General features: G+C 29.7%; 14 protein-coding genes. 1 reads left to right on the forward strand and 13 read right to left on the reverse strand.

Annotated elements, in window-relative coordinates; all coding sequences use genetic code 11:
• A partial coding sequence (locus RH99_RS15560) for a hypothetical protein (protein ID WP_010240387.1) occupies positions 1-417 on the forward strand: 417 nt, incomplete at its 5' end.
• Between the two features lie 106 nt (positions 418-523).
• Here the strand turns inward: RH99_RS15560 and RH99_RS15565 are convergent.
• The 13 genes from RH99_RS15565 to RH99_RS15625 all read right to left on the reverse strand — a co-directional run.
• A complete protein-coding gene (locus RH99_RS15565) occupies positions 524-1,105 on the reverse strand; it encodes a SatD family protein (protein WP_306301465.1) in 582 nt (193 codons plus the stop codon).
• Positions 1,106-1,469: 364 nt separating this feature from the next.
• Positions 1,470-2,045 (reverse strand): AAA domain-containing protein, encoded by a 576-nt coding sequence (locus tag RH99_RS15575; protein ID WP_010240390.1) that lies wholly within the window; start codon positions 2,043-2,045, stop codon positions 1,470-1,472.
• A gap of 424 nt (positions 2,046-2,469) precedes the next feature.
• Positions 2,470-2,733: a DUF2442 domain-containing protein gene (locus RH99_RS15580; RefSeq protein ID WP_010240392.1), complete on the reverse strand. Its 264-nt coding sequence runs from the start codon at positions 2,731-2,733 to the stop codon at positions 2,470-2,472.
• A gap of 18 nt (positions 2,734-2,751) precedes the next feature.
• On the reverse strand, positions 2,752-3,027 hold the full coding sequence (locus RH99_RS15585) for a DUF4160 domain-containing protein (protein ID WP_010240394.1): 276 nt from the start codon (positions 3,025-3,027) through the stop codon (positions 2,752-2,754).
• A 419-nt stretch (positions 3,028-3,446) separates the two neighbouring features.
• On the reverse strand, positions 3,447-3,611 hold the full coding sequence (locus RH99_RS19395) for a hypothetical protein (protein WP_010240395.1): 165 nt from the start codon (positions 3,609-3,611) through the stop codon (positions 3,447-3,449).
• A 199-nt stretch (positions 3,612-3,810) separates the two neighbouring features.
• Entirely contained in the window at positions 3,811-3,972 is a 162-nt protein-coding gene (locus RH99_RS19295) for a hypothetical protein (protein WP_158511959.1), read from the reverse strand.
• A 297-nt stretch (positions 3,973-4,269) separates the two neighbouring features.
• Positions 4,270-4,935, reverse strand: coding sequence for a beta-phosphoglucomutase (gene pgmB / locus RH99_RS15595; protein WP_010240396.1), 666 nt, complete (start codon positions 4,933-4,935; stop codon positions 4,270-4,272).
• Between the two features lie 329 nt (positions 4,936-5,264).
• Complete coding sequence (locus RH99_RS15600) at positions 5,265-6,098, reverse strand: carbohydrate ABC transporter permease (RefSeq protein WP_010240398.1); 834 nt, start codon at positions 6,096-6,098, stop codon at positions 5,265-5,267.
• A 14-nt stretch (positions 6,099-6,112) separates the two neighbouring features.
• Entirely contained in the window at positions 6,113-7,051 is a 939-nt protein-coding gene (locus RH99_RS15605) for a carbohydrate ABC transporter permease (RefSeq protein WP_010240400.1), read from the reverse strand.
• Between the two features lie 107 nt (positions 7,052-7,158).
• On the reverse strand, positions 7,159-8,490 hold the full coding sequence (locus RH99_RS15610; RefSeq protein WP_010240401.1) for an ABC transporter substrate-binding protein: 1,332 nt from the start codon (positions 8,488-8,490) through the stop codon (positions 7,159-7,161).
• A gap of 21 nt (positions 8,491-8,511) precedes the next feature.
• Positions 8,512-10,836 carry a glycoside hydrolase family 65 protein gene (locus RH99_RS15615; protein ID WP_010240404.1) on the reverse strand — a complete coding sequence of 775 codons (2,325 nt, stop codon included), beginning with the start codon at positions 10,834-10,836 and terminating at the stop codon, positions 8,512-8,514.
• 343 nt (positions 10,837-11,179) lie between these two features.
• Positions 11,180-12,190, reverse strand: coding sequence for a LacI family DNA-binding transcriptional regulator (locus RH99_RS15620; RefSeq protein ID WP_010240407.1), 1,011 nt, complete (start codon positions 12,188-12,190; stop codon positions 11,180-11,182).
• A 92-nt stretch (positions 12,191-12,282) separates the two neighbouring features.
• A partial coding sequence (locus tag RH99_RS15625) for a GGDEF domain-containing protein (protein ID WP_010240410.1) occupies positions 12,283-12,844 on the reverse strand: 562 nt, incomplete at its 5' end.

Genomic DNA, 12,844 nt, shown 5'->3' on the forward strand with positions numbered 1-12,844 from the left:
GTTATAGAAGGAAAAATAACTCTCGACCATGAAAATAAGTACAAGAAACCACTTAACTCCTTTGAGCAAGACGACTTTATGGGCGATTGGAAAACTAAAACTTATGGTAAAGCTTCTGTTTTTAATTTAATGACAAGGGAAAATTATAATGGTGAATTACTTCATCTTAATATTAGTCCTAGCAAACATCTTAAATTCGAATATAAAACTCCATTAAATAAAGATTTAGCAGCAATTTGTTTTTACACTGTAAATGGTGGATTTAATTCTACTATTAATGATAAAGTTTTTGAAACTGTTAAAAATGATTTAATTTTAATTAATTGTGTAAATTCAAGCTATACTCATGAATTTATGCTTTCTAACAATACTTCAGAAATTACTAATATAATAGTAAGCATAATTTATCGTAATTAGCTTATCTAACTCTAAATTACTTTTGCATAGAATCCTATCCTTCTGTTCTATTTTGTTGGTTTCATCACTTACAGTAATAAAAAATTTTGATGGGGTTTTTTATTACTTAAATTATTCCATCGAATTCACATTTTTTTATAGCTTTAAAAAGACTTTCTTCAATATGTTCCAACATGTCCCATATTATCTCTCGTTGTCTGTCACTCCAATCTTCTTTTATAACACTAATTAATGACAATATTGTATTAATCATTAATGTAGTTGATTGATTGTCACCATCGACTTCTATTCTGATATCAGCTGGGTTAGTTTGCTTTCTTTTCTCATTTTGTTTTAAATATTCTATTGCAGCCCTCGCCTTATAATATCCTGGACCATCAGCTCCTAATGGCATCTCCTTATTAATATGTGTGGTTATATCACCAACGCCTATACCAAATCTTATTTTTACAGGATACATTTTCCTTTCAATCTCTGAAATAATATTCATTACATTGGCTCCACTGTATAATAATCCCTGAAATTCATCTCCTAAGGTTATCATAAATTTTGATGAAATATCATTTATATAAGACTCATTAATCTCATTTAAAACTTTTCTCAATTTTTCTTGTACATAATCCCTATCTACTATTTTTTTTGATTCCTTTATATCCCCTATTATAGCTATATAGATGTATAATTTAATATTATTTAATGTTCTATATTTTCATAATATCACAAATTATTGTATCATTATATATTCCAAAACATGATTTTCTTGTAAAAATGGAATTTTGAAAACATTAATTCTTCCTAAGTTGCATCATTTTAAAAAGTTGAGCATTTATGATTTATTATTGGTATTTTCTTTTGTGTAAATATCAAGTACTTTAATCGCTCTATTGGAAAATTTTACAAATAATATAAATCCATACATTCCTATAGCAAATAAAACTAATGACAAGCAAAAACTTCCAGTTTCGGCTGTGGTCAGTCCCTCTGGTGAGGGCTTGCCCGAATTTACTATTAACAAACAGAAACTTCCAGTTCCTGTTACAACCTCAGAGGTACTAGGAGATGACTGGAAGTCGCTCGTTGCTAATAATATTTAATATAGTCTGTGTTTTGCCCGTTCCAGGAGGTCCTTCAATAACACTAATAGAATTCTCAAGAGCTGTATTTACTGCTTTCTTTTGACTTAAATTAAATCCAAATGGAAATATTGCAGTATTGTTGTATGTATGTTTTTTAATACTTTTTCCTGATAAGTAAGTTGACAACACACTATTTTCACTAATCTCAGTTATCTTTTTATATAGATCAAATAATGCAGTTCTTCCATCTTCAGTAACACTTATATATGGTGATAATTTCTTAAAGTATTCAAAAACTGCTTTAGCTTGCTTGGAATTAAGACATGAATTTTCATAGGCAACTTTTGACTTATGATAAACCTCCGTTTTGCCTTTAACTTCAATTATTTTTATATATTCTCCAAAATCAAGCACTAGGGATGGCTCTCTTACAGGAAATCCAGATACATATACAATAAGCTGATCCAAATTAACTCTTTTAGGAGATTCAAAGGTAAGTATGTTTGAAGAATTATAGCTGTAAACTCTGTTGGGATTTTTTATATAAGTCACTTCAATTTTATCTTGTAAATATTTTAAATAATTTATCTCACCAGTTTTATCTTCAAATTTTTTTGTCTTGCTGTTTTTACTAAAACTAATTTTGTATATATGTCCATTTAGGTCTCCTTGAAAATTTCATGATTTACTGTAAGTTTTCTAAAATAATATTAGGTAATTGTAAAATATCGAATTTCCTGATGTAATTAATAAACAGAAACCTCCAGTTTCTGTTATGATCTCAAATATACAAGCTTTCGAAAATCTTTTACTATTTTTCCCAACTCGCTGTTACCCTTGCGAAGAATGAACGACTGAGCTTGCTAACTTCACAAATATATATCAAAAAAGCAGAGCATTTGCTCTGTTCTATGAATAAAACTTATTTCCATTTTTCAACTGAAGATCTAGCCCCTTAGTGAACTGACTACAAAGGTCACATTTCTTTTAATTCTTCTTTATTATATTTCTTACTACCTAGATAAAAAGTATCCGTACTTAATTCTGCACCACAATTCCATTCTATAGTTCCATCAACAATAGAAAACATCTTAAATTCATTTTCATTATTTAATGCTTTAAAAATAGGATATTTTAAATAAGGTTTCATATCAAATATTTTCGTTTCTCCATTTGTAAAAGTTAATTTTAAACTATATTCTTTTAAAATCTCTGCACTCATTATATCTGGGCTTTGCATAAAACTTCCCCTCCTACTTTATATTTGTTTTGGTTCAATTTTTTCAATAAATTCTCCCGATACGGCTTTATTCCATCTATCCCAAAGTTCCTCTTTATGAATTAGCATCCAAGCTTTTATGAAATCTCTCTGCCTTTTATTTAATTTACCCTCAAGTAATTTTCCATTTGCAATAGAAATAGAAGCTTTTTTCCCATCAGTTAAGATAACATGAAAATGTGGTTCCTTATGTTTTTGAGTATCCATAGGATACATTTTAATTCTAATATCCTCAAATCTTGCAAGTTCTCCCATTCTATTTTCCTTTCAAATTCAAAGCCTGTAAAAAGCTCTTATTACCTATATTTTAACTGATATTCTATTTATAATCTATATACTATTTTATTATTATACATCATTAAAAGTTATTTTCTATTAACTATATTATAACCATTCTTCATAAAATTTCATTACTAATTTAAATTAACTTCGTGAAACATCCATTTGCAGCATCAAAAAAACAGAGCAAAATGCCCTGTTCTATTGATATATTAAAAATATCTTTCTAACTCCTCTACTTTATCCATATCGTTAATGTTGACGTGTCATTATGGGTTATCTTTTCTCCATAATATTACACTCTCATTTAAATACAATACAATAAAAGCCTCTTTTTTATTTCTGTACTTTTATTCATCTTCAACAAACCTAGCTACATCATGACCACACTTTTTTCACTTGCCTTTAAGTACAATACCAAATTTGTCATTATGTAAAGTATATTTAACTATAGTAGTCATTCCACAATTAGGACAAAAAACATTTTTTACTATAAGTCCCTGTATGTTTTTAAGTATCTTAGCCCATTTTTGAAGGGCTTTAAAATCCATTACTTCCATTAATACTATTCCTCCATCAACTTCTCAACAAAATATTTATCCGCAGGTGCAAAATTAAAGTTCTTTAATTCTTCTATGCTTGTTCATGACCCCCGGCAGGATGTTCGAAAACTAAGATTTTAATGAATTTTAGATCATAGTTTTTAAATAAAAAATATATTACTGATTTTTTAAAAATATGATTGAAATGTAGCCAATATTATGCAGCTACATTTCTGATTTTATCATCACTTAAATATCCTAGGAATTTTTCCACTCCTAAGATATTGATAACTCGTTTTAAATTATAACTGAAGAAGGCAATACTAACTTCACCAGTAACTTTTCTAAATCCACGCAAAATCAAGTGAGTAAAATTCATACTTCTTTTAAGTGTGCCAAATACATGTTTCAATTATTTCTTGCCTTTGACTATACTTAGCTTTATTTGCTTTAGTCCTGCTATTAACAATCTCAACAAATTCTTCATTTTCTTTTCTTGTTATTGTTATTGTTCTTCCGTTCTTTGCAGTAGTACACCTCCAGTTTATGTTATGACCTCAAATGTACAAGCTTTCGAAAATATTTTACTATTTTTTCCAAGTCACTGTTACCCTGGCGAAGAAGGAACGACTGAGCTTGCTCCTTTTTTCATATTAAGCCTTTATTCACATACATACTATATGCTTCTAACAATTAAATCTAACGTCAAATCTTTAGTATTTGTGACTATTAATTTTGCTCCGGCTTTTTGCATTTCACTTGGAGTACCTACTCCTACTGGAAACATATTTGCATCTAGGATAGCTTTTATTCCAGCTTCTGCATCCTCTACTCCAACACATTTTTCCGGATTAGCCCCCAATGCCTTGGCTCCAGCTAAAAATATATCTGGTGCTGGTTTTCCCTTAGATACTGAATCTGGATCTACTACATAATCAAACAACTCAGTTATTCTTAGAGCCTCTAAAATTATAGGTGCATTCTTGCTTGCTGATGCTAATGAAACCTTAATATTATTTTCTCTTAGCTCATTTATTAACTCTTTTATCCCAAGGTAAATATCGCATTCTTTCATATCTTTTAAAAGTTCTACGTATTCATTATTTTTTTTAGCTGCTAATGCTTCTTTTTCTTCACTAAAATATTTATCTTGTAGATTACCTAGTACTAATATTTTTTCTAAACTTTCAATACGACTTATTCCCTTCAATTTTTCGTTAAATTCAAGGGTGAAATCAACACCTAGTTCTCTAGCTAAGTTTCTCCATGCTAAAAAATGAAAATGTGCTGTATCTACAATTACTCCATCTAAATCAAATATTACTGCTTCTATCTTTTTCATGTTCTCTTATCTCCTAAATTTACAAATTTACTTTTATTTACTTATTAAAGGTATACTTTTCTAAAAACAAAATAAATCTTTATTCTACTAAAACGGTTTAGATTTATTTTAAAATTAATGGTTTCTTTCGAAACCAATTTGATCTGACTATAAATTTCATTCCTGTAATAACCTTTTGTAATATCAAATTTTCCTAATTTTATACTATATTAAAACCTTGTGCTAGTCCTTAAAATACTTTTCCAATAATTACAAACGTATTTTAACCCAAAATATTGTTAGAATTTTTTATATTAAATTTAACTAGCACAATGAGTTAATTTAAGTTTTTATCCTTTTGAACCAGTTGCAGCAATACTTTCTGTAATTCTAGCTTGAGCTAAAGAGTAAATTATTAGACCTGGTAGTATTACAATAGTCAATGCTGCAAACATTTTAGTATAATCGTAAGAGAATGCATCATTAAAAAATGATAGTGCTAATGGTAATGTTCTGTTTGCATCGGATGTTGTTAATAACATAGCATAGAAATATTCATTCCAGTTACCTAAAAACATTAATATTCCAGCTGTTAATAATCCATTTGATGCAAGAGGAACATTTATTTTCCAGAATATCGTAAAAAATCCTGCTCCTTCAATTTGTGCAGCCTCGTTTAGCTCCTTAGGTATAGACATAAATGAAGATTTAAGTATAAACATGGATATAGCCATACCGCTAGAAATATATACAAGAATAAGAGCTGACTTCGTATCATATAAATTTAATTTCATAATAAGTGAAAATATAGGCTGTGTTCTTGTAAATGCTGGAACAAGAAGCGTTAATGTAAAAAGAGCGAAAAATAGATTCTTACCCCAAAAATTATATTTTGCAATTACATAAGCACCCATTGAAAATATCAACAAAGATAGCAGTGTAGATACTAATGCTATAAAAAATGAATTAAAGGTATACTGCAAAAAATTATATTGGCTAAATACACCTTTAAATGCGCTAAAATCGATTTTTGTAGGTAATGTTAAAGGATTACCCAGAATTTGAGAATTAGTCTTAAACGCAGATATTATAACCCAAATTATAGGAAATACAGATATTATTACAACAAATGCCAATACTAAATACATTAATATCTTAGGCACAATATTTTTTATCAAGTTCATTATGTAACCCCCCTTTAATATACACTTTCATTCATTCGGAACAATTTATTTATTAGAAGTAAGATTGCTATTCCAATGATAAGCATAACCATTCCAATAACATTTGCACTTCCATATTTCATATCCATAATCAACTTAACAAGAATAAGTGAAAGACTCATCGTGTCATTTCCTGGGCCACCACGTGTTGTTAATGCAATTGCCTCATACATACCGACACGAGAAGTAATCGCAAGTATAATAGATGTTCCTATTGAAATACGGCATAACGGAAGATAGATATTCCTTAATACTTGCCAGCCACTTGCGCCATCTATTTTTGCAGCTTCCCCTATCTCTCTTGGTATGGCATTAAGGTCATTTAATACTATTAATGTAACAATTACACCATAAAATAACCAGGTAAGTGTTACAGCCCAAAATGCATACGGAGATTCAAAAAACCAATTTGCTTTAAATCCTGGATTAAAAATCCTAATAATTCTATTCAAAATACCAAAATCATTATTGAATATAAACTTGTATATTATAGCCCAAGCTGCTACAGAAATTATATTAGGAATCATAAAAACGGATTTTACAAAATTCCCGCCAAAGGGTTTTTTAAATAGTATAAGTGCAATCAAGACTCCGAATGCAACATGCGGTATGGCTGATAATAAAGACCAGAATAATAAATTTTTCATCGACATAATAAAAGCTTCATTATGAAATAGCCATGAATAATTTGATAATCCTACCCATTTGGGACTATTAATTCCATCCCAAGTTGTAAAACTCGTAGTAACAACAGTTATAATTGGAAAAAGATAAAAGGAAACAAATACTAGTATGGATGGAAAAAGAAAAAGATAAATCCATAACATATTATTCTTTTCTAATTTGGTCATTGGTGTTTTTGATAATTTAAACCTTGAAATTACAGTTTTTTTATGAGTTTTGTGTTCTCCCATAAAAACATTCCCCCCTATTCAAATATTAATATAGTTTTAATGATTTCCATTTTTACATTCCTGCAATAAACTTAATTACTGCAGGAACATCAAATTAGTAATTGTTATTATTTTGCCTTTGCATCAGCAGCTAGTTGTGTAAGAGTTTTACAGAAATCTTTTGGTGTAAGTGATCCATCTGTAAGCTTAGGCAAAAGCTTACCAAACTCTACATTTGCTACGGATGAAGGCATAACATCTAATACTCCAGGAACTAGTATTGTTTTTGAAGTTACAGCTGTTGCTAAATCGTTTAAAATAGGTTTTTCCTTTTGCTTACTTAAGAAATCATCTGAAACTTTAAGCATAGGAGCTGATCCACCTACTTCTAACATGGCTGTTTGTAGTTCTTCTGGAGAATTTATAAATTTCAAGAATGCAAGTGCAGCATCTGTTTCTTCTTGTGGAAGTCCTTTTGGTATAAAATATTGATAGCCAGATACGTTTGCTATAGCTATGTTCCCTGGATATATATCTCCTTTTACTTGTTTAGTACCATCGAAACCATTACTCCATTTATCCTTCGATTCTGCTGCAAAATCCCCGACCATCCATGGTCCATTTGGTATAAGAGCAGAACTTTTACTCATAAAATTATTAGCAGCATCTGCATACGCAGCCCCAATTGTATTGCTTGATGCATATTTTTGTAGATATTTTTGTAGTCTAGTTGCAGCATTTACCCAAATATCATTTTTATAATCATAGACTTTGTCTATAACACCTTTTTTTAGCATATCTACTCCACCTGGTTCTAATGCTACAAAATCTGTAAATAACAAAGCTGTAGTCCATGCATTTTCACCAGTCATTAAAGAAATCTTGTTACTCCCAAGAGATGCTTCAAATTCATCTAAACTCATTTCTCCAATTCTCTTTGATGGCTTATATAAATCAGAGTTGTAATATATACCTGTTGGTGAAACTATAGCAACTGGCGTTGATACCACTGAACCATCAGCAGCAGTGACGTATTTTATGCTCTCAGGTATCATCTCACCCTTTATATCTTGGTTAGCATCTAGCCACTTAGATAAATCATAATATTTTTTAGGTTCTACTATTGCCTTCTTAAACCAATCTTGATCACAAGCACCGGCATCAACTATAGCTGGTAGTTTATTTTGTTGAGCAAGCTGTTGAATCTTAGCACTGTATCCATCTTGAGGTGTTTGCTCTAGTGTTATTTTATATTGACCTTTATACATTTGGTTAAATCTCTCTACCTGTGGAACGAATACTTTAGCTCCTACATTTCCACCCATTTTATATGATGGCACTTTTAATTCTACGACTTTTTTTGTTTCTGATGTAGCACTTTTATTGCTTGAGCACCCTGCAAATATACCTATTGCCATTAAACTAGCTGTTATTAACGCTGCTACTTGTATTTTTTTCACAAATAATTCCCCCTATTTTTATTATAATTTTACTTTTATTGACTTATTAAATGTATACTTTTTATTACAAATTATTAATGTTACCTTTTCACTTCCAACTGTTGACACTTCTACATTTTCACAAGTTACTTGTATGTTAAGAAGTTGGCCTTTCCAGTATATATTAAATGAAAGGTCTTCCCACTTCTCTGGCAAACTAGGGTTTATTCTTAGTTCTCCCCCTAACATTCTAACTCCTGCAAATCCCATCACTACACATTGCCATGCTCCACCAAATGAAGCAGCGTGTATACCATGATCTGATGTAGTCATAGATGGACCTAAATCTATATTAATTGCACGATTAAATAATTCGTACGCTAATTCCTTATGTCCTAAATCATTTGCCAAAATACAATGAGTTGATAAAGATAATGATGAGTCGTGTAAAGTTTTTGGCTCATAGTAATTATAACTAGCCACTTTCACATCATTACTAAACTTATTTTCTAATAGGTAAAATAACATCATGATATCTGCTTGCTTAGAAATTTGCATTTCATTTACTTGTTCTGAGTTAAAATCCTCAAACAATGATCCTACTTTAGTTTGATTTTTATACTTATCCAAATTGATTATCTTCTTTTGAAGATATGTATCATCTTGTGGTATTACATTGTCCTTGTTAGGTGTTGGTAGATAAATCTTTTCCACTTTGTCTTTCCATAATTCTATTGAACTTTCTAATTCAAGAATTTTATCTAATTTACTATATAATACTTTGTCTTCTTTTCTTAATTTCTCACAATATTCAATAGCTAATGTTATATTGTGATGTGCCATATAATTTGTAAATGCATTATTGTTTACATGTTCCTTATACTCATCTGGCCCAATTACATCATTAATGTGATACTCTTGTTTTTCTTCATTCCACTCTAAGCGGCTAACCCAAAATTTTGCAGTATCAAATAATATTTCATATCCGCAATTATTCATAAACTCTTCGTCGCCTGTTATCATATAATATTGCCATATAGCATAGGCAATATCAGAAGTTATGTGTTGTTCTAAAAAACCTGTCCAAATTTTTGCCTGCTTTCCTGTTACTATATCCACCCCTCCCCATACTGGAGTTACTTCTCCATCATTTGGCCAAGCTGCTTCCCATGGATACATTGCTCCTTCATATCCATTTTCTTTTGCCTTCTTCCTAGCTCCAGCTAGACCTTTATAACGATACTCTAAAAGTGACCTAGCAACTATTGGATTACAGTATATAAAGAATGGTAAAATAAATGCTTCAGTGTCCCAAAATGAGTGACCTTTATAACCTTCTCCACTTAATCCTTTGGCTCCAATTCCCATATTCGAATCATGTGCCGGTGTCATTGCCGTCAAATTATATAATGCAAATCTTATCGCTAATAAATCAAATTCTTCAGAGCTTTTTATATCGATTCTATATTTTTCCCAGACTTTTTCTTTCCAAGAATTAACATGTTCTTTGAAAACATTTACATAGCCTTTGCAATTCTCTTCTTTTATATTTTCTAATGAGATCTTACGTATTTCATCTAATGACTTTCCTTCAACATCTTTATCTATTGTAGTAAATATATTTGCTAACTTTTCAAAGGCTAAAGTCTTTCCTTTTTGTATTTGAACATTATATGTTAATCCAACTTTTCTACGATCCATTGTCATCACCGGTTCATTTACTTCAACATCACCTATCATAACTTTATGAGTTGTATTTATGACAATATGGATTTTTGATTGTGTTGTTGTTTGAATTAACTGAACATATTGTTTATCATAAATCCTGCGTTCACCTTCACTAAAGTGCTGACTTCCTGTGTTGGTCATTTGTCCATTAATACCTGAATTAACCTTAAACTCTATATCATGGCTTAGTGCTGTAACTTCCATTTTCATCGAAATTAAGTGAAGATTTTTCAGTGATACAAAACGTTTAAATTCAAATTGAATTTTTTTGCCTTTAGGTGAAGTCCATATAAACGAACGGCTTAATTCAGCTGTTTTTATATTTAATTTACGAACATATTCTTGGACTTCTCCAAATTCCAATGAAAAACGTTCTCCATCAATTATGATCTTCAAATTTGTTACATCCGCAACATTAGGTAATTCTGTAACTTCATGTTCATCAAATTTATTAAAACTTCCTGATATAAATGTGTTTCTTGTTTCACCAATATAAGTTTCTTCTGTAGCTGATCTTATTCCCATGTATCCATTTCCTAAATACATTATGGCTTCACACTTTCCAAGATGATTTGTAGAAAATCTCTCTTCAGCTACTATCCAATTCTTAAACTCTCTTTCCCCTAAGCCGTAATTCATTATATCTTTATAGCCTCCTCTATTTCTAGATATCTCCTTACTAAAACGTTTTAGATTTTATTTAAAAAATAATGTTATTTTTAAATATAGAATGCATTAAACATTTTACTAAAGCGTTTTAGGTTTACTTTTAAATTTATGCCCTCTTCCGAAGCCATTCTCAACTTTACTACAAATTCACAACTCTATTTCTGTAGCAATTCTTTATTATATTAACTTTTCATTATTTTACAATAAATTAAACGCTTTTATAGCCTTAACTCTATATTATAGAAGTCTTATCCTACTAAAACGTTTTAGATTTATTCTAAATTTTTTTCTTTTGAAAATACTTACAAATTAATTATAAATCCTTTACACTATTTCTGTCAATAATTTTTTGTGATAAATTTTTATGTTCTCCAAATTGTCCGGTTTTTATACTATGTATAAGTAATTTTGTAGCCTCATACCCCATACTATAGAACTCCTGCCTAACTGTCGATAAGGTTGGAGTCACATATTTTGATAAATCTATATCATCGAATCCTAAAATTGATATTTGTTCCGGAACATTAATTCCTAATTCCTGGCATCTTCTCATAAATCCTATAGCCATTAAATCACTAGCACAAAATACTGCTGTCACATCTTTGTTCTTTTTTAAATATTCTTCTGCTAAAAGATATGCCTTATCTTCTTCAAAATCTCCTTCACAAACTAAATCAGCATTTATTTCAATATTAGCCTCTCTTAATGCATATGCATAACCTTCTTCACGTTGCATTGAAACAACAGCATTTCTATGACCATTAATAAACCCTATTTTACGATGACCTTTTTTCATTAAATAATTAACCCCATCTTTAGCAGCTTGCACATTATCAATTGATATGCTTGATGTATTCTTTCCTACAATCTCAGCATCGATAACCACCGAATGAATTCTACTTTCTACTATTTCCTTAAAATATCTATCAGTTGTTTTTAGTCCAAATATTATAACACCAGCAACCTTTCTTTCAGTGCATAACTGATAATATGATTTTTTTTGTTGTTGCGATTGAGTTGTCGTGAAAATTAATAATTCATATTCATTATCTACACAAGCATTTAAAATCCCACTCAGAATTTTAAATATTATTCCATCAGGTCCACAACCTTCATCGAAGTTAGATAAGATTAAAGCAATTGTTTTAGTTTGCTTTTGAGATAAATTCTTAGCCACAATATTAGGAAAATAGTTTAATTCTTTTGCTGTAACCATAACTTTTTCTTTAGTCTTTTCACTAACATCTGTATATCCGTTAAACACTTTAGATACAGCTGATATAGAGACCCCCGCTTTTTTTGCAACATCTTTTATTGAGCTCATATTAATTCTCCTCGTATTTATATTCCCTAATTAAAATAATATCAATTCTAAAGCTAAAGCGCAATAATTTATAAGTATTAAAGATTTAAAGATTAATTATACTTTCCCATCATTTCTAATTTTTTTATTATAACCAATTTCTTATTACTTACCTTTGCTTCTATTGATGCGATACTTGCAGTGTTCATTAAGTTTTTTATTATGTTCATTGTATTTTCATTAGATATATTTTTAAAATCATAATCTGTAATTCCAATGGATACTGAAACTGGAATATTTCGTGGGAATTTATATTCTTTTGTATCTGCAATCAACTTTTCTGCAAGTAGTTTACATTTATCAATACTATATGAAATCAAGATTGCAAATTCATCTCCAGCATATCTACATGAGAATATATCTGATGTGCTGTTCTTTCTAAGTATATCAGCAATGTTTTCCAATATTAAATCTCCATATTTATGTCCATATTTTTTATTAATATATCCAAATTCATTTATATCAATAAAAATTAATGACATTGTTTTTCTATTTTTTATTAGTTTGTATGCATTATAGAATAAATAATCATTCTTATATAATCCCGTTAATAAATCAATATGTTTACCTAATTCGATATTAATGCTTGTCTTTGATACATATCCTACTATATCA

Origin of the sequence: Clostridium arbusti SL206 (assembly GCF_000246895.1) — a bacterium.
GTDB classification, from domain to species: Bacteria; Bacillota; Clostridia; order Clostridiales; family Clostridiaceae; genus Clostridium_I; species Clostridium_I arbusti.